Raw genomic sequence first — 16,476 nt, 5'->3', positions numbered from 1 at the left:
ATTGTAATCGGCATGATCTTATAAGCCGTGCTAATGAATCGGATGCGATCACGCGCTGATCAGCTTGATATCGGCCACCCGCTCCACCAGCCACACGCACGCCACCAGGGCAATCACCAGCGATCCCACGGTCAGCACCTGCCGGTACAGCCAGGTCTTGCGCAGCAGCCAGGCGAGGGGCAGAAACGCGGCGACGATGGCCAGCTGGCCCAGTTCCACGCCCACGTTGAAGCCCAGCAAGCTGGCCAGCAGCGAGCCTTGCGGCAAGCCCAGGTCGCGCAGCACGCTGGCAAAACCGAAACCGTGGATCAGGCCAAAGGCAAAGGCGGCCACGGGGCGCTTGCCGCGGAACAGGGGCAGCAGGTTGTTCAGCGCGGCCAAAATGACGGAAGCGGCGATGGCCGACTCCACCCAGCGCGAAGGCAGCGAGACGAGCGACAGGCTGGCCAGGCTCAATGTGATGGAATGGGCCAGCGTGAAGGCCGTGACCACTTTCAGCACGTCATAGAAGGCCGCCTTCAGCCCCTGCTGCTGTTCGCGCAAGCCCGGCAGCAGCACGGCCGGCAGCAGCAGCGACAGCAAAAACAAAATATGGTCGTAGCCGATCCAGATATGCCAGATGCCGTGCTTGACGTACGCGCCGAACTGCGCCAGGCGGTCGGGCGCGGCCAGCGAGATGGTCTGGCGCGGGCTGTCCGGATCGAAGATGGCCGTTTGCGTGGCGCCGCCGCTGTCGATCTTGAGCAGCCCCTTGTGCTGCGGATCGAGGTCGGCGAACAGCGTATAGCCAATGGTCACACTGGCCGGCGCAGCGCTGGGGCAGTCGGCGCGAAAGCGCAGCACGTTGTAGGCGCCGTCCGTGTGGTTGTCGACCAGCTGCTCGATGGCTTGCAGGGGGCAGGCGCCCTGGTCGCTGGCCAGCTGCAGGCGCTGCAGCGCGTAGGCGGCAATGGCCGCGTGGCGGGCGCGGATTTCATCCCAGGTCAGGGCGCCGTCGCCATTGCCGTCGAGGCCGATGGCGAAATCGAGGTCGCGCAGGGCGATATCCCATTGCCCTTCGACCTGCTGGCCGTGCACGGCCAGGCTCAGATAGCTGTCGCTGGGCTTGTGGGCTTGCGCGGGGGCCAGCCAGGCGCACAGGAACAGGATGAACAGGCATCGTTTCACAGCACACCTGCTTTCTTGATAAAACTGATTTTTTGTCCATCCTGCGGCCCCAGCTGCCTGGCAAGCCGCTGCAGGGCCACGTCTTCCACGCCGTTGGCGGCGATCCAGGCCAGCACCGGTTGCGCGGCGCCGTAGTTGCGCGCGGCCAGGGCCGCTTCGAGCAGGATGCGCATGTCGGGCACTTCCTTCTGGATGGCCCAGTTCTGCTGCGCCAGTCGCAGGGCTGCAGGCACGTCTTGCTGCAAGAACAGGGCGAAACGGGCTTGCTCGCGCTGGTGCACGGTGTCGCCCCGCTGCATGGCGGCGGTGAAGCGGGCCGCCAGCTCCGCCTTCGCCGCCAGGAATGCCGCTTGCTGGCCGGGCAGCGATTGCAGGGCCAGCGCGTAACGCAGCAGCAGGGCGTCGATGCGCTGCTGGTCCTTGAGTAACTTGACGACGTCCTGCGGGCGCCGCCGGTCGAGCAGGAAATCCGCGTAGGCACCCAGCAGATAGCTGTCGCGCGGCTGCCGCGCCAGCGCGGTCTTGTAGCGGGCTTCGGCCAGCGTGATTTCGCCGCGCCGCGTGGCCATTTCCGCCAGCAGGGTGGCGGCCCAGTTTTCCAGCTCGGGCGCCGCGCCGGCGCTCCTTTGCAAGGTCAGGTCCAGCAGGCGCTCGCTGGCGGCGGCGCGGCCCGTGACGCTGGCGATATTGGCAAGGCAGGTGACGGTGACCAGCTGCGTGGAAAGCGCCGACAGGCGCGCGCAGCTGGCCGTCGCCTGCGCGTAATCGCCCTGCACGGTGAGGACGGTGGCGCGCGTCAGCCAGGCCTGGCCGTTGTGCGGCTGCTGCGCGATGACGGCGTCGAGGTCTTGCAGGGCGAGACCGAACTTGTGGGTGCTTTGCAATATGGTGGCGCGCAGCAGGCGCACGGGCAGGGGCGGCGCCGCCTGCCGCCACCAGGGCGCCAAGGCCGCTTGCGCGTAACCGAGGTAGCGCGGGTCCGTTTCGCTGCGCGCCAGGGCGATGTAGCGCTGCGCCAGGCTTGCCGCCAAGGTCAGGTCTTGCGGCGTAGCATTCAATTGCTGTCGCAGGCCGCGCAGCTCGCTCTGCGTGGTGTCGGCGCGGCGCGGCAGCTGTTCGATGACGGCGCCGCCATCCTTCGGCGTGTAGGGCGCGGCCAGCGCCAGCAGGGGCAGGCAGGCGCACATCAGGGAAATTGGTGTTTTCATGGTGGATGCCATCAACAGTCATTGATGCGGGCGCCGGAGAGCGGACTCCCCGGCGCCCGCAAGGGCCTTACAGCGGCACCGGTTCCGTGTCTTCCGGCGACGTCGCCATGATGGCGTCGATGGCGATGTCTTCCTTGTCATCGCCGGTGCTCGCGATAACGTTGCTGACGGCCGTATAGAAGGCGTCGAGCATGGTCACGGGGGGCGGCGTGGTGCCGCCGTTGCCGTTATCTGCGCCGTGGCTGCTGCCGCCGCCACCGCAGCCTGCCAGCAGGGCCGTGAGCGCCAGGGCGCTGAGTGCATGGAGCTTTTTCATCGCGTTCTCCTTGTTACATCTGCGGCGAACCGGCGATGGGGTTTTTCAGGTAGGGAAAGCCTGCCGTGAAGTAGGTTTCATCGAGGAAGGCGCCGTCCGTGAAGTGCAGGCCGCCGGCCGGCGCGTCGGCCGGGGCGCAGCCGATGTTCAAGGTGCACAGCTTGCCCATGGCCACGCGCAGCACCACGTCGACCACGTCGTCGCCGGGACGTCGCCCGTTCGGGAAGCCGGCGTTATCGCCGCCGATCACGCCCAGGCGGTTTTGCGCACCGACGTTGGTGGGCGCGATCGACGTATTCAGGCGCAGCATTTCCGATGCCGTCACGGTGACGGGCTGGTTGACGCCCTTGATGCCCGTCAGGAAGGTGGCCACCAGGTCGTTGCGGGGGAAGTTGGTGGGCGCCTTGGCGCCTGCCGAGCCGAACAGTACTTCCACCAGGGCCGGCACGGTGGGATTTTTCACGTAGTCGGCAAATTGCGCATCGCCCGACGGCTTGCTGGCGTTGAAGCGGTCCTTGTCCTTCAGGCCGATCACCACTTCATTTACCAGCGGCATGCCCAGCCGCGACACCTGCACCCAGGCGCCGCCTTCCTTCGACGCCGGAATGGCGCCCGGTGCCGGGTTCAGCAAACGTCCCTGGCGCAGGCTGGCCGTGGTCCAGCCGCCGATGACAGGGTCGCTACCGGCCGTCAGGCAGGCGGTCGGCACTTCCATTTCGAGGGCCGTGACGTTCTTGCGCGCCAGGTCGTCCCTGGCGGCGGACTCCGCATTCGCGGCAAATTCCGTGGCGGGCGCCTTGATGTTAATCAAGTCAAACGTTTCGCCCAGGTTCACCACGAACGGGTCCTTGCGCTGGCCGACGAACATGCGCGCCGGCGTGGCGCAGCCGGGGATGTTGACCGTGTAGACGTGCTGCGCGGCATACGCGGCATAGTTGGGGATGGACTTGTTGCCGATATTGTCGACGGGCTTGTCGAACACGCTGCCGCCGCCGCTGGCATTGGTGACGCTGCTGCGCGTGCCGCTGCGGCGGTCGCCCCGCACCACCGTCACGCTGTAGGTTTCGCGCACGTTCAGGCCCGGCGGGTTGACGGAATCGATGGCGCCGCCGTTGATGACGAGCGGAATCGAGACTTTCTTGCCGCCGACGGTGAACTGGTCATCCTTGATGGTGTTGGTGAAGCGGAACTGGAAGGTGAGGTCTTCCTTGCCGTCGCCATTGTTGTCGATATGGATTTCGTACAAGGCGTTCGGATCCATGGCGAAATAATTCGGGCCGCCATAGGCGTCCTGCAAGGGAAGGTAGTCGGCCACCAGGGTGGTGTAGGCGCCGCGTCCCGCCTCATAGCTGCGGAACATATAGAAGTCGGTGCCGTCGACCTTGGGGCTTTGCGTGATGAACGGCGCTTCGCGGTGGCTGGAAGCGTAGGCGGCTGGCGCGATGGCCAAAGTGAAGGAAACGGCGAGAAGGTTGCCCAGGATGGCGGCGCCCAGTGCGGTTTTCGAGTGTGACAATGACATTTCGATTCTCCCGATTTTTGTTAGCGTTGACAGACAAGTCCAAGAAACTGCAGGCTGCCTGACTTATACGAACGGCTACAAAAAACGGATTCAACTCTTTGTCAAAGTCTGCAACTGACCTTGGCTGCCCCTTACCAGGCCAGCACTTTGGGACCGAGGGCCGCGCCGATGGCGGTCGGTACCAGCATGCCCAGCACGTACCAGAAACCGACGAAGCTGGCCGCCAGCTCGGGGCAGTGCAGGCAATACACGAGGGCCGCCACGGCACCGGCGGCAAAACCGGCGGCGGCGCCGGCCAGGCGCAGGCGCGTGGGCGCCAGCTGGCGCATCAGGCGCAGCACGGCGGCCAGGATGGGCAGCGACAGCAGGGCGATCAGCAGGGGGCAGCTGCGCCAGGTGCTACCCCAGAACAGTTCGGCCCGCTGTTCGGGCGGGGCTTCCTGCACGATGACGGCGCCCAGCGTCCACATCAGCAGCATGGGCATGGCGAGCAGCAGGGGCAGGGCGCTGGTGGCGGCGCCCGGCACGCACAGGCGGCGGCTGACGTGCCAGGCCGCCAGGCACAGGCACACGACGAAGCCCACCTTGATCCAGAAGTCGGGCAGCAGGGCCAGCTGTTCCAGGTTGGGCCGCACGCCCAGCAGCATGGCCATCAAGGCCACGCTGGCCAGCAGGCCGGCGCCCAAGGTGCCTGCCGCGCGCCAGTGCGTGCCGGGCGGCGCCGCGGCGGCCACGTCGGGGCCGCTGGCCAGCATGGCGATCAAGTCTTCGGTTTTCATGGTGCGTTTCCTTCTATCCTTAAATGGGCCGCCAGGGCCTTCAAGCCGCGATGCACGGCCACCTTGACGCTGGCTTCCGAAATGGCCATGGCGGCCGCCGTGTCGCGCACGGACCAGCCGTCGAGCTTGGTATGCACGATGGCGTCGCGCTGCTGCGCCGGCAAGGTGGCCAGCAGCTTGCCCAGGTCGCGGCTGGCCTCGGCCGCCTCGGCATCGGCGCTGGAAAACAGTTCCTGCGCGCTATCTTCTTCGTCATACGGCAAATGCTGCGCCTCGCGCCGCCCATGCCGGCGCAGCCAGTCGATCATCTTGTAGCGCGCGATCGCATGGATCCACGATGTCAGCGGCACGCCCGTGTCATACGTCAAGCGCTGGTTGTGGATGGCTAATAAACATTCCTGCACCAGGTCTTCCACCTCGTCCGGCCAACGCTGCAGGCGGCGCCGGAAAAACGCGCGCAAATGAGCGCTGCTTGCCTGCAAAAAACTGCGATACGCCGCCGCATCGCCATCGAGGCCGCGCAGCATCAAGCCGTGCAGCCGCAATTCCGTGCCGTGCAACTGCTCGCTTATTGGTATTCGTTGCATGCAAGCCTTTGGTGACAGGCGTTGAAAAAAATAAATCTTAAATTATTTGAGGGGGGCTGTAACCAATCCGCAGGTTGCGGCGAATTGACAGGCAAGCACGTTTCTTCATTCACTATAACGGGTAGTCATCATGCATATCAAGCACCGCCTTGCCGCCAGCCTCGTTCCGCTTTGCCTGTGGGCCGCGACGGCACCCGCGTACGCGCAACTGGCGTCCGGCCAGCGCTGCGAAGTCAAAAGCGGTGCGCGGACGGCGGCGCTGGTGGAACTGTACAGCAGCGAAGGCTGTTCCAGCTGCCCGCCCGCCGACCGGCGCCTGAACGCCTTGCGCCAGGAAGCGGGGGTGGACAGCCTGGTCGTGCCGCTGGCCTTGCACGTCACCTACTGGGACCAGATCGGCTGGACGGACCCGCTGGCGCAGGCGCAATTCGATGCGCGCCAGGCCGAGCTGCTGCGCCACCAGCCGCGCCACGTGGCCTATACGCCGCAGTTCTTCGTGGGCGGCACGGAATTGCGCGGCTGGGATACGCAGTTGCCGGCCGCCATCCGCCGCATCAACGCGACCGCCGCGCCCGTCGCTATCCGCCTGTCCGCTGTGCCGGCGCCGGGTGGGAAGCTGCTGCTGGAAGCCGATGCCAGCGCGCCGGACGCGCGGACGGACGGCCAGCTGTATGTGGCCATCAGCGAAAGCGGCATCGTCTCGACCGTGTTGCGCGGCGAAAACCGGGGCGCCACCTTGCGCCATGATGCGGCCGTGCGCCTGTGGCTGGGGCCGGTTGCGTTGGCGCAAGGCCGCGCCCGGCTGCGCCGCGAAGTCAGCCTGCCCGCCAGCTGGCGCCCGGAAAACCTGCAAATCGTCGCCTTCGTGCAGCGGACCGACAGCAGCGCCATCCTGCAAGCCGTCAGCACGGCATCCTGCGCGAAAGGGGTGATGTGATGAACGGACAAGCGAGCGTGATCCACCCCGTTTGGCTGCGCGTGACGCACTGGCTCAATGCCGTGGCCGTGGTCGTGCTGGCCACCAGCGGCTGGCGCATCTACAACGCGGCGCCATTCTTCCCCTTCGAACTGCCGCGCGCGCTGACCCTGGGCGGCTGGCTGGGCGGCGCCCTGCAATGGCATTTCGCCGCCATGTGGCTGCTGGTGGCAAATGGCCTGTTGTATCTGGTCATCAATATCGTCTCGGGACGGCTGCGGCGCCAGTTCTTTCCCCTCTCGCCGCGTCTGCTGCTGGCCGATTTCGTCGCCGCGCTGAAGGGTAAGCTGGCCCATGCGGACCCGCGCCGCTACAACATGGTTCAGCGTGCCGCCTACCTGTTCGTCATGTTTGATTGCATCGTGCTGGTGCTGTCCGGCCTGGTGCTGTGGAAATCCGTGCAGTTTCCCCTGCTGCGCGAGTTGCTGGGCGGCTACGAGAGCGCGCGCAGGGTCCACTTCATTGCGATGGCGCTGCTGACGGGTTTTGTCGGCGTGCACCTGCTGATGGTGGCGCTGGTGCCGCGCACCCTGGTCGCCATGCTGCGCGGCCGCTAAGGAGATGAGCATGAAAAAATCCATCCTCGTGCAAGCACAGGGTCAGGCCATGCTGACCGACGCCTTGCGCCAGATCCAACAGCAGTCGCGCCGCCTGTTTTTGCAGCGCAGCCTGACCCTGGGCGGCCTGTCCTTGCTGACGGGCTGCAACGCCAGCGACCCGTCCAGCATCGAGACGGCCTTGATGGCCGTGTCGCGCATGAACGACCGGGTGCAGGGCTGGCTGTTCGACCCGAATAAACTGGCGCCCACGTATCCGGACTCCATGATCACGCGGCCGTTTCCCTTCAACGCCTATTACGGCGAGGATGAGGTGGAACAGGTCGACGGCGACGCCTGGCGCCTGGAACTGAGCGGCTTGATCGCCGACAAGAAGCCGTGGACCCTGCCGCAGCTGCGCGCCCTGCCGCAGGAAACGCAGGTCACGCGCCATATCTGCGTGGAAGGCTGGAGCGCGATCGGCAAGTGGGGCGGCGTGCCGTTTTCCCACTTCCTCAAGCGGGTGGGCGCCGACACGACAGCCAGATATATCGGCTTCCAGTGCGCCGACGATTATTTCACCAGCATCGACATGGCCACGGCCCTGCATCCGCAAACCATCATGGCCCTCACGTATGACGGCCAGGAATTGCCGCCGAAATACGGCTATCCGATGAAGCTGCGCATGCCGACCAAGCTGGGCTACAAGAACCCGAAGCACATCCAGGCCATTTTCGTCACGAATACCTATCCGGGAGGGTATTGGGAAAACCAGGGATACAACTGGTTCGGCGGTTCCTAGGAAGGCCGGGGAGCCGGCCAGGGCGGCGTTGCATTGCTTTGCCTTGTCGTACTAGTCGTACTGCCTGCGGCAATGCGCCTGGCCCTGACCACCTCCCGGCCTTCCTTATGTTCAGCAGCAAGCAGCACCCTGTAGCACAGCAATAGTTTTACCACCGGGCAATCTCGCCCATCCAACACTGAGACAAGGACTTATCATGAAAACCACCATTACTGCCATCCTCGCTTCCGCCATCCTCATGTCGGGCGCCGCGTTTGCCCAGGATGCCATGAAGAAAGACGCCATGGCCAAGGACGCCTCGGCCGACGCCATGCACAAGGATGCGATGGGCAAGGACGGCATGCACAAGCCGATGGCCAAGAAACACATGAAGAAGGATCACATGGCCAAGGACGGCATGGCAAAAGATGCCATGGCGAAAGACGGCATGAAAAAGGATGAAATGAAAAAGGATGAAATGAAAAAGGATGGCATGGCCAAGGATGCGATGGCCAAGTAGTGCAGGGGCCTGGCGCCGTCAACGCGATGGCGCCAGGCCGCGCGCGTCTTCCAGCGTTCACCCATGCTGCCGCCCGATGCGAGGTTGCTAATTGGTGTAAGCTGGACGCCTCCTGATTTCCCGCATGCACAGTCATGACCGAACCGTCCGTTGCCGCGTTGTCCCCCGAAGCACATCCTTCCGATAAATCGATCCGTCGCCGCTCGCTGTTCGCTGCCTGCGGCGCGCATGCCGTGCATGACGGCTTGACGGACGTGATCTATGTACTGCTGCCCATCTGGCAGGCCCAGTTTGCCATCAGCTACGCCATGGTGGGCCTGCTGCGCGGTTCCTACTCGGGCATGATGGCCGGTTTCCAGCTGCTGGCCAGCCGCCTGGCCAGGCGCTGGGGACGCGAGCGCCTGCTGGTGGGCGGCACGGCGCTGGCCGGCGTCGCCTACCTGATCGCGGGGCAGGCGGGCGGCCTGGCCGTGCTGCTGATCGCCTTGCTGCTGGGCGGCCTGGGCGCCAGCACCCAGCATCCGCTGGCCTCGTCCATCGTCACGGACACGCACGAGGCGGGCGGCGGCGTGAAGGAGGCGCTGTCGCACTACAATTTTGCGGGCGATATCGGCAAGACCCTGATTCCCGCGCTGGTGGGCTTGCTGTTGCTGGTGTGCAGCTGGCAAGCGAGCGTCTCGCTGCTGGGCTTGCTGGGTCTGGCGGCGGCCGGCTTGCTGTGGTGGCTGCTGCCGAAACCGGAAGACATCCAGGCCAGCCAGAAGAAAGCGGTCAAACCCATCACTGGCAGCGGCGCCAAAGGCAGCTTTCGCGCGCTGCTGGCCACGGGCACCCTGGACAGCGCCGTGCGCATGGGTTTTCTCACCTTCCTGCCGTTCTTGTTGAAAAGCAAGGGGGCGGGCACGGCCGGCATCGGCGTGGCCTTATCTCTGCTGTTCGTGGGCGGCGCCTTCGGCAAGCTGCTGTGCGGCTACCTGGGCGCGCGCATCGGCATGATGAAGACCGTGTGGCTGACGGAATCGATGACCTCGCTGCTGATCGTCGCGGCCCTGTGGCTGCCGCTGGCCGGCATCATGGCCATGCTGCCGTTGCTGGGGCTGGCGCTGAACGGCACCTCGTCCGTGCTGTACGGCGCGGTGCCGGAACTGGCCGAGTCCGGCAAGCGCGAGCACGCGTTTGCCCTGTTCTACACGGGCAGCATCGGCGGCGGCGCGCTGTCGCCCGTGCTGTTCGGCGCGCTGGGCGACCATACCAGCGTACCCACGGCCTTGCTGGCGCTGGCGGCCGTATTGCTGCTGACCTTGCCGCTGGCGTGGAAGGTGCAGCGGGGCCTGGCGCATGGCGGCGCCGCATGACAGGATGCCTCGCATGAGTCTGCCATTGCCGCGCGATAAACACGATACGGGCAATGCGCAAGCCCTGACCGCCTTGCCATGGGAGGAAATCCGTCCCGCCATGCCGCAGATCCTCGAGTGGGTGCAGGACGCGAACTGGCCCGTGGCCTCCATCCTCCTGCCTTTTCTGGCCGGCATTGGTCCACGCCTGGCTCCGTATCTCAAAACGGTGCTGGCCAGTGACGATGAACAGTGGAAATATGTTGTTTTGCTGGCTATTGTGCGCCATTCCCCCGGGCTCGCTGCCGCCCTGGACGGGGAATTGCAGCGTTTCGCCCTGGCGCCTACGGCTGCCGAGCTGGAGGAAGGCGTGGCGGAGGTGGCCCGGGAAATTTTGGCGCGCAGCGCTGCCGGTGCGGCGTGACTTGCCCGCCAGCACTTCCATCGTCTACACTCGCCGCATGAAAAATTTTGCAAAGCGGCGCGACCGCTATGACTTGTTCCGCGCGTTTGACAATCCCCTCGTCAACATCAATTTCCAGCTCGACGTGCCGGATTTCCGGCCCTGGTGCAAGGAGCGGAACGTTCCCGTGTTTCACTTTTTCCTGTTTTGCCTGCTCAATACGGTCAAGGACATCGACAACTTCATGTATCGCATCTGCCAGGGCGAAGTGATCAGGATCGACGACTTTCCCGCTTCCTACACCGTCATCAACGGCGACGAGAACCTCAATTACACGCGTTTTACCATGACCGACCAGCTCGACGTATTTATCGAACGCAGCCTGGAAGCGAAGCGCATCGCCGAAGCGAGCTGCGCGCTGATCAACACGGGCGAGGGAGAGAGCGAACGCGAGCAGCGCAACAATATCTTCATTACCTGCCTGCCATGGCTGGAGCTGGCGGCCATCGAGCACCCGATCTGCCGCCACCGCGACGCCGACATCCCGACCTTTACCTGGGGCAAATTCGGCCCCGCGCAGCAGGATGGCCGCATGCGGATACCGTTTTCCGCGCAGGCCCACCATGGCTTTGTCGATGGCTACCATGTGCAGAAACTGGCGCAGGCGCTGGCGCAGCGCATCGCCGACATCATTTCCTAGGCTAGATAGTCGCTGGGCGCCTGGCCCAGCACGCGGCGGAAGGCGGCCGTAAAAGCGCTGGGACTGGCATAACCGAGATCGAGCGCCACGCGGGTGACGGCTTGTCCTTCGGCCAGCCGCGTGATGGCGGCCAGCAGGCACGCTTGCTGGCGCCATTGGGCAAAGGCCAGCCCCGTCTGGGCGCGGAACTGCCGCGTGAACGTGCGCCGGCTCATGCCCGCCTGCATCGCCATCGCGTCCAGGCCGCTGTCCAGGCGCGGTTGCCGCAGCAATTCCATGCATAGCTGCGCCAGCCTGGCATCCTGCGGCAGTGGCGCACTCAGGGGCAGGGGACTGGCAGCGGCGATCTCGTCGAGCAGCAAGGCCATCAACCGCCCGGCGCGCGACGCCTGCGCATACAAGGCTTCCACGGTCACGGCTGCGGCCAGCAACGGGCGCAGCAGCGGCGAGGCATCGAGCACCTGGCAAACCGGTGGCAAGCCCATCCTGGCGATGGCATCCGGGGCGATAAACACGTTGTGCATGGTCACGGCGCCATGCATGCGCATGCCGTGGACGAGTCCGGCCGGTACCCAGCAAGCGCGTTGCGGCGGCACCAGCCAGTTGCCCTGCGGCGTGTGCACGCTGATGACGCCGCGTGCCGCATAGGCGAATTGCCCACGTGCATGGCTGTGGCTGGGAAATATCTCGCCGGAGGCATGGTCGCGCGCGGTGGCGATCAGTGTTCGCGGCACTTCTGTATAAAAATCATCCATGGCCCGTACTCTACAGTATTTGACCTGCCATCGAAGGCGGGCCGCTTGCCGGCCGCTTACCATCACACTCTTTTTCAGGAGTGAACATGCACAATACCTATCATCGCGTGGGCCATGGCCCCCACGCCGTCATCGTCCTGCACGGCTGGTTCGGCGACGCGCACGCGTTTGCGCCGATGGAAGCGGCCCTCGATGGCGGCGCTTTCAGCTATGTCTTCATGGACAATCGCGGCTATGGCGGCATGCGCGGCGCGGCGGGAGAGTATTCGATGGAAGAGGTCGCCCGCGACGCCCTGGCGCTGGCCGATGCGCTGGGCTTTGCCACGTTCAGCGTCGTTGGTCACTCCATGGGCGGCATGGCGCTGGAACGGCTGGCTTTGCTGGCGCCCTTGCGTTTGCGCAAGCTGGTGGCCGTGGCGCCCGTGCCCAGCTGTGGCGTGACGCTGCAGGGCACGGCGCGCGCGCTGTTTCTCGACGCCAGCGGCAATGTGCAGGCGCGGCGCGCCATCATCGACCGCAGCACGGGCGGGCGCTTGTCGGCCGCCTGGCTGGACTGGAAGGCGCGGTATTCGTGGGAAAGTTCGGATCAGGCCGCGTTTGCACGCTACTTCCTCGCGTGGAGCGGGACGGATTTCAGTGAAGAAATCAAGGCGGCGCGCGTGGAACTGCCTTTGCTGGCGCTGGTCGGGGAACACGACCCCCGTTTTGATGCGGACTTGATGCGCCGCACGTATCTGGCGTGGTACCCGCAAGCCCGGCTGGAGGTGCTGGGCAATGCGGGACACTATCCGATGAATGAAACGCCGCTGGCCCTGGCGGCCAGCATCGAGGCGTTTCTATCGGCGCAGTGACCTTATGCGGCCTTGCTGCGCAGGCGCAGCAGGCTCAGTCCCAGCAAGACGAAGGCGCCGCCCGTGATGCGGTTGAACAACTTGGCGCGGCCCGGCGTGGCCAGCTGGGTTTTCAGCAGGCGCGCCAGGTTGGCGTAAAACAAGTGGGCCAGCATGGCGCAGGCGACAAACGAGGTCGTCAGCACGGTGAACTGGATGGCCACCGGCTCGCCCGGCGTGATGAATTGCGGAAACAGGGCCGAAAAGAACAGGATGGCTTTCGGATTGGTCAGCGCGACCGTCAAGCCCTGGCGGAAGAGTTTCCAGAAGGAATTAGGATTCGCCGCGCCTTGCACCACGGGCGCATCGGCCACGACGCTGGTCTTGCTGCGCCATTGCTTGATGCCCAGGAACACCAGATACAGGGCACCGGCCAGTTTCAGCAGCATGAAGGCCGTGGCCGAGGTAGCCAGCACGACGCCCATGCCGGCCATGGCCACGCCGGAAATGATGAACAAGCCGAAACCGTTGCCCATGCTGCTGATCATCGCGCGGCGCGGGCCGACGGCGATGGCATTCGAGATGGCCAGCAAGACGGCCGGGCCGGGAGAAAACGTGACGAGCAGGGCGACGCTGCAGAAAAGCAGCCAGTTCGAGAGGTGCATGGGTGTTCCTGGGTGGGGCCGGAGCCGGATTGAGAGTCAAAACACGCTTATTGTACGAAGTTTTCGACTCCCGCGCCGGCGGCCCCGCCTGAATCAGGCTTTGCTTCAGGCAAACAGGCTGGCGACCACATGGTTGATGGCGGCGCCGCCCGCGATCAGCCAGCAGAACAGCAGGCCGGCCAGCAACAGGGGCTTGATGCCGGCGCGGCGGATGGCCGACATGTGCGTGGTCAAGCCCAGGGCCGCCATGGCCATGGCCAGCAGGGCCGTGTCGATGTCGGTGATGGTGGCGACCATGCTGGCTGGCAACAGGCCCAGCGAATTGAAGGCCACCACGCCGATGAAGATGAAGGCAAACCAGGGGATGGCCAGCTTGGCCGCCTTGTCGTGGCTGCCATCTTTGGCCTTGCCGCGCGCCAGCAGGGCAGACAGGATGACGAGGAACGGCGCCAGCATCATCACGCGCACCATCTTGGCGATCACGGCCGCATTCGCCGCCTCTTGCCCGATCGACTTGCCGGCCGCCACCACTTGCGCCACCTCATGCACGGTCGAACCGATGTACACGCCGAAGGCCGTGGGCGTGGCGCCCAGCACTTGCCAGCCCAGGTTCAGCTGGTACAGCACGGGATACAGAAAGATGGCGATGGTGCCGAACACCACGACGGTGGAGACCGCCACGGTGACATCCTCGCTGCGGCCCTTGACGACGGGTTCCGTCGCCATCACGGCCGCCGCGCCGCAGATCGAGCTGCCCGCGCCGATCAGGATGGCGCTGTTGCGTTCCAGCTTGAACACCTTGGTGCCGAGGAACATGGCCAGGCCAAACGTGGAGGTCAGCACCAGCGCGTCGATGGCGATGCCTGCCAGACCCACCTGGCCGATGTCCTGGAAGGTCAAACGGAAGCCATACAGGATGATGCCAAGACGCAATAACGTCTGCTTGGAAAAAGCCACGCCCGCGCCACAGGTTGGCGCCAGGCGTCCATATACGCTGTTGCCCAGCACAATGCCCAGCATGATGGCCAGGGTCAGGGCGCTCATGCCGTGGCTTTGCATCCATTCCAGCTTGCCCAGCGCGATGGCGCCCCAGGCGATGATGCCGCTCAGCAGCAGGCCGGGAAGGAGGCGGCCGTAGCGGTCGCTGAAACTTGTTGTGTTGCTTGTTGAGAGGGAAGACATGCCGTACTCCATGGTTCTTGGTTCGTATGGCATGACTGTACAGTTCGCTTATTAAATGGTAAAATGGATTGTTTTTGTATGTTTAACCTGAAAAATAGGTAAATTGAGAGAGGAAACAGCATGGCTTTGACTTTGCGGCAACTGCAGATTTTCCTGGCCGTGGCGGACACCGGCAGCACCAGCGCGGCCGGCGAGCTGATCACGCTGTCGCAATCGGCCACCAGCGCGGCCCTGAACGAACTGGAAACCCTGCTCGGGGCGCAACTGTTCGATCGCGTGGGCAAGCGATTGCTGCTCAACGACAATGGCCGCCTGCTGTTGCCGCAGGCGCGGCAGATGCGCGACGGGGCCGCCAGCATCGAACGCCAGTTCGCGGGCGCCGACCCGTCTGTGCCCGTCAGTCTGCAAATCGGCGCCAGCACGACGATAGGCATCTATCTGCTGCCGCAGATCCTGGCCCAGGCGGCGCAGCAGTACGGGCGCAGCATTCCGCAGGTGACGATTGCCAACACGGCCGACATCGCGGCCGCCGTGGCGGAGTTCCGTGTCGATATCGGCCTGATCGAAGGACCGTGCCACGAAGCGGGCTTGCTGGTGGAGCCGTGGCTGACGGACCAGATGCTGATCGTGGCCGCACCCGCGCACCCGCTGGCGCAGTTGCGCCATCTGCTCAGTTTTGCGGAGTTGAACCAGGCGGGCTGGCTGCTGCGCGAAGCGGGCTCGGGCACGCGCGAAGCCGTGGAGCAAGCGCTGGTGCCGTATCTGCACTATCTGCGCGCCGCAGGCGAATTCAGCAACTCGGAAGCGATCAAGTATGGCGCGGCGGCCGGTCTCGGCATCGCCTGCCTGTCGCGGGTCGTCGTGGCCGATTTGCTGGCCAGCGGGCAACTGGTAGAACTGGAAACCATGCTGCCGCCCCTGGAGCGCAACTTTTATCTGATCCGCCAATCGAAGAAGATCCTCTCGCCCCGTTTGAGGGGTTTTCTGGAACTGTGCCGCCACGCCTCGCGCATGGCTTGACGTTTTTCCATATATGGAATAAATTCCCTTATATGGAAAATTCAACGCTCACAGAGAGCGAGACAGAACAGCGCCTGGCCGCGCGATTAAAACAGTTGCGCGTGGAGCGGGGCTGGTCGCTGGACCAGCTGGCCCACTTGAGCCAGGTCAGCCGTGCAACCTTGTCGCGCCTGGAAAACGGCGAAGTCAGCCCGACGACTAGCGTGCTGGGCAAGCTGTGCGCCGCGTATGGCCTGGCCATGTCGCGCCTGCTGCGCATGGTCGAGGACGATTTTCCGCCCCTGCTGCGGCGGGCCGAGCAAAGCGTGTGGACGGACCCGGAGACCGGTTTTGTCCGCCGCTCCGTCTCGCCCCCGTCGCGCGCGCTGGCCGGCGAAGCGCTCGCATGCGAGTTGGGTGCGGGCGTGACGATCGCCTACGCGGCCTCGCCCCGGCCCGGCATGGAACACCATCTGTTGCTGCAGGACGGCAAGCTCAACGTAACGATCGACGGCCGCTCCCACGCTTTGATGCCCGGCGATTGCCTGCGCTACCAATTGCATGGCGCCAGCGCGTTCACGACGCCAGCCGACAGCGGCGCCCGCTATTTTTTGTTCATCGTCTGAGGTTGATATGTCCCCATCGCTACGCTATTTTTCGTCCGCCGATATTCTCGAACGCCTGCCGGAACTGGGCGCCTTGCTGCAAGACTGCGTGCACGACGGCGCCAGCATCGGTTTCATCTTGCCGTTCGACGTGGCGGCCAGCCAGGCGTTCTGGACGGACAATGTGCTGCCCGCCGTGACGCGAGGCGTGCGCCTGCTGCTGGTGGCCGAAGTGGCGGGCAAGGTGGCGGGCGCCGTGCAGCTGGACTGGGACACCAATCCCAACCAGGCGCACCGGGCCGAAGTGCGCAAGCTGTTGGTCGCGCCCGCCTTTCGACGGCATGGCATCGCCCGCCAGCTGATGCAGGCGCTGGAAGAACAGGCACGCCTCTTGCCGCGCAGCCTGCTGACCCTGGACACGCGCAGCGGCGACCACGCGGAACCGCTGTACCTGTCGCTCGGTTACGTGGTGGCGGGCAGCATCCCCGGCTACGCGCTGGCGCCGGCCGGCGACCGGCTGGACGCCACCACCATCATGTACAAGCAACTGCAGCCATGACCTGGCAAGGCAAACTCTGGCATCACAAGGACCGTACGATGCCGCTGCCCGC

20 protein-coding genes are annotated in these 16,476 nt (G+C 64.9%); 11 read left to right on the top strand and 9 right to left on the bottom strand.

Annotated features, from left to right (window positions below; translation table 11 throughout):
* Window positions 1–48: 48 nt before the first annotated feature.
* The 6 genes from AC0V2Y_RS20265 to AC0V2Y_RS20240 all read right to left on the bottom strand — a co-directional run bounded on the left by AC0V2Y_RS20265 (window position 49) and on the right by AC0V2Y_RS20240 (window position 5,579).
* Entirely contained in the window at window positions 49–1,167 is a 1,119-nt protein-coding gene (locus AC0V2Y_RS20265; RefSeq protein WP_475415005.1) for a HupE/UreJ family protein, read from the bottom strand.
* Window positions 1,164–2,375 (bottom strand): tetratricopeptide repeat protein, encoded by a 1,212-nt coding sequence (locus AC0V2Y_RS20260; RefSeq protein WP_475415006.1) that lies wholly within the window; start codon window positions 2,373–2,375, stop codon window positions 1,164–1,166. Before AC0V2Y_RS20260 ends, AC0V2Y_RS20265 begins: the two co-directional genes overlap by 4 nt.
* Before the next feature lie 67 nt (window positions 2,376–2,442).
* Window positions 2,443–2,691 (bottom strand): hypothetical protein, encoded by a 249-nt coding sequence (locus AC0V2Y_RS20255; protein WP_475415007.1) that lies wholly within the window; start codon window positions 2,689–2,691, stop codon window positions 2,443–2,445.
* A 13-nt stretch (window positions 2,692–2,704) separates the two neighbouring features.
* The gene (locus AC0V2Y_RS20250; RefSeq protein ID WP_475415008.1) at window positions 2,705–4,213 is read right to left on the bottom strand and encodes a DUF4331 domain-containing protein; all 1,509 of its coding nucleotides are present in this window, start codon (window positions 4,211–4,213) and stop codon (window positions 2,705–2,707) included.
* 131 nt (window positions 4,214–4,344) lie between these two features.
* Window positions 4,345–4,992 (bottom strand): NrsF family protein, encoded by a 648-nt coding sequence (locus AC0V2Y_RS20245; RefSeq protein WP_475415009.1) that lies wholly within the window; start codon window positions 4,990–4,992, stop codon window positions 4,345–4,347.
* Window positions 4,989–5,579 carry a sigma-70 family RNA polymerase sigma factor gene (locus AC0V2Y_RS20240; protein WP_475415010.1) on the bottom strand — a complete coding sequence of 197 codons (591 nt, stop codon included), beginning with the start codon at window positions 5,577–5,579 and terminating at the stop codon, window positions 4,989–4,991. Before AC0V2Y_RS20240 ends, AC0V2Y_RS20245 begins: the two co-directional genes overlap by 4 nt.
* A gap of 130 nt (window positions 5,580–5,709) precedes the next feature.
* Between AC0V2Y_RS20240 and AC0V2Y_RS20235 the strand changes: the two genes are divergently transcribed.
* From AC0V2Y_RS20235 to AC0V2Y_RS20205, 7 genes are all read left to right on the top strand, one after another.
* Window positions 5,710–6,516: a DUF1223 domain-containing protein gene (locus AC0V2Y_RS20235; RefSeq protein ID WP_475415011.1), complete on the top strand. Its 807-nt coding sequence runs from the start codon at window positions 5,710–5,712 to the stop codon at window positions 6,514–6,516.
* Window positions 6,516–7,112 (top strand): cytochrome b/b6 domain-containing protein, encoded by a 597-nt coding sequence (locus AC0V2Y_RS20230; RefSeq protein WP_475415012.1) that lies wholly within the window; start codon window positions 6,516–6,518, stop codon window positions 7,110–7,112. Before AC0V2Y_RS20235 ends, AC0V2Y_RS20230 begins: the two co-directional genes overlap by 1 nt.
* A gap of 4 nt (window positions 7,113–7,116) precedes the next feature.
* Window positions 7,117–7,893 carry a molybdopterin-dependent oxidoreductase gene (locus tag AC0V2Y_RS20225; protein ID WP_475415013.1) on the top strand — a complete coding sequence of 259 codons (777 nt, stop codon included), beginning with the start codon at window positions 7,117–7,119 and terminating at the stop codon, window positions 7,891–7,893.
* Window positions 7,894–8,089: 196 nt separating this feature from the next.
* Window positions 8,090–8,392 carry a pentapeptide MXKDX repeat protein gene (locus tag AC0V2Y_RS20220; RefSeq protein ID WP_475415014.1) on the top strand — a complete coding sequence of 101 codons (303 nt, stop codon included), beginning with the start codon at window positions 8,090–8,092 and terminating at the stop codon, window positions 8,390–8,392.
* A 134-nt stretch (window positions 8,393–8,526) separates the two neighbouring features.
* Entirely contained in the window at window positions 8,527–9,747 is a 1,221-nt protein-coding gene (locus AC0V2Y_RS20215) for an MFS transporter (RefSeq protein ID WP_475415015.1), read from the top strand.
* Between the two features lie 13 nt (window positions 9,748–9,760).
* Complete coding sequence (locus AC0V2Y_RS20210; protein WP_475415016.1) at window positions 9,761–10,150, top strand: DUF5071 domain-containing protein; 390 nt, start codon at window positions 9,761–9,763, stop codon at window positions 10,148–10,150.
* 37 nt (window positions 10,151–10,187) lie between these two features.
* A complete protein-coding gene (locus AC0V2Y_RS20205) occupies window positions 10,188–10,829 on the top strand; it encodes a CatA-like O-acetyltransferase (protein WP_475415017.1) in 642 nt (213 codons plus the stop codon).
* On the opposite strand, the gene AC0V2Y_RS20200 is transcribed toward AC0V2Y_RS20205, so the two are convergent.
* Window positions 10,826–11,584 carry an AraC family transcriptional regulator gene (locus tag AC0V2Y_RS20200; protein ID WP_475415018.1) on the bottom strand — a complete coding sequence of 253 codons (759 nt, stop codon included), beginning with the start codon at window positions 11,582–11,584 and terminating at the stop codon, window positions 10,826–10,828. The two genes, AC0V2Y_RS20205 and AC0V2Y_RS20200, sit on opposite strands and share 4 nt — an antisense overlap.
* Before the next feature lie 86 nt (window positions 11,585–11,670).
* On the opposite strand from AC0V2Y_RS20200, the gene AC0V2Y_RS20195 reads away from it, so the two are divergent.
* Window positions 11,671–12,435 (top strand): alpha/beta fold hydrolase, encoded by a 765-nt coding sequence (locus tag AC0V2Y_RS20195; protein WP_475415019.1) that lies wholly within the window; start codon window positions 11,671–11,673, stop codon window positions 12,433–12,435.
* A gap of 2 nt (window positions 12,436–12,437) precedes the next feature.
* Here AC0V2Y_RS20195 and AC0V2Y_RS20190 read toward each other — a convergent pair whose 3' ends face one another.
* Window positions 12,438–13,079, bottom strand: a complete 642-nt coding sequence (locus AC0V2Y_RS20190) for a LysE family translocator (protein ID WP_070218425.1) — start codon at window positions 13,077–13,079, stop codon at window positions 12,438–12,440.
* Window positions 13,080–13,184: 105 nt separating this feature from the next.
* Entirely contained in the window at window positions 13,185–14,261 is a 1,077-nt protein-coding gene (locus tag AC0V2Y_RS20185; RefSeq protein ID WP_475415020.1) for a YeiH family protein, read from the bottom strand.
* 120 nt (window positions 14,262–14,381) lie between these two features.
* Here AC0V2Y_RS20185 and AC0V2Y_RS20180 point away from each other — a divergent pair, with 120 nt between their 5' ends.
* The 3 genes from AC0V2Y_RS20180 to AC0V2Y_RS20170 are packed head-to-tail and all read left to right on the top strand — an operon-like array spanning window position 14,382 to window position 16,424.
* Window positions 14,382–15,281: a LysR family transcriptional regulator gene (locus tag AC0V2Y_RS20180; protein WP_475415021.1), complete on the top strand. Its 900-nt coding sequence runs from the start codon at window positions 14,382–14,384 to the stop codon at window positions 15,279–15,281.
* Between the two features lie 32 nt (window positions 15,282–15,313).
* Window positions 15,314–15,886, top strand: coding sequence for a helix-turn-helix domain-containing protein (locus AC0V2Y_RS20175; protein ID WP_475415022.1), 573 nt, complete (start codon window positions 15,314–15,316; stop codon window positions 15,884–15,886).
* 7 nt (window positions 15,887–15,893) lie between these two features.
* Entirely contained in the window at window positions 15,894–16,424 is a 531-nt protein-coding gene (locus AC0V2Y_RS20170) for an N-acetyltransferase family protein (RefSeq protein ID WP_475415023.1), read from the top strand.
* Window positions 16,425–16,476: the final 52 nt, after the last annotated feature.

The organism is Janthinobacterium sp. BHSEK (genome assembly GCF_056174685.1).
This window is presented reverse-complemented; position numbering and strand designations above follow the sequence as displayed.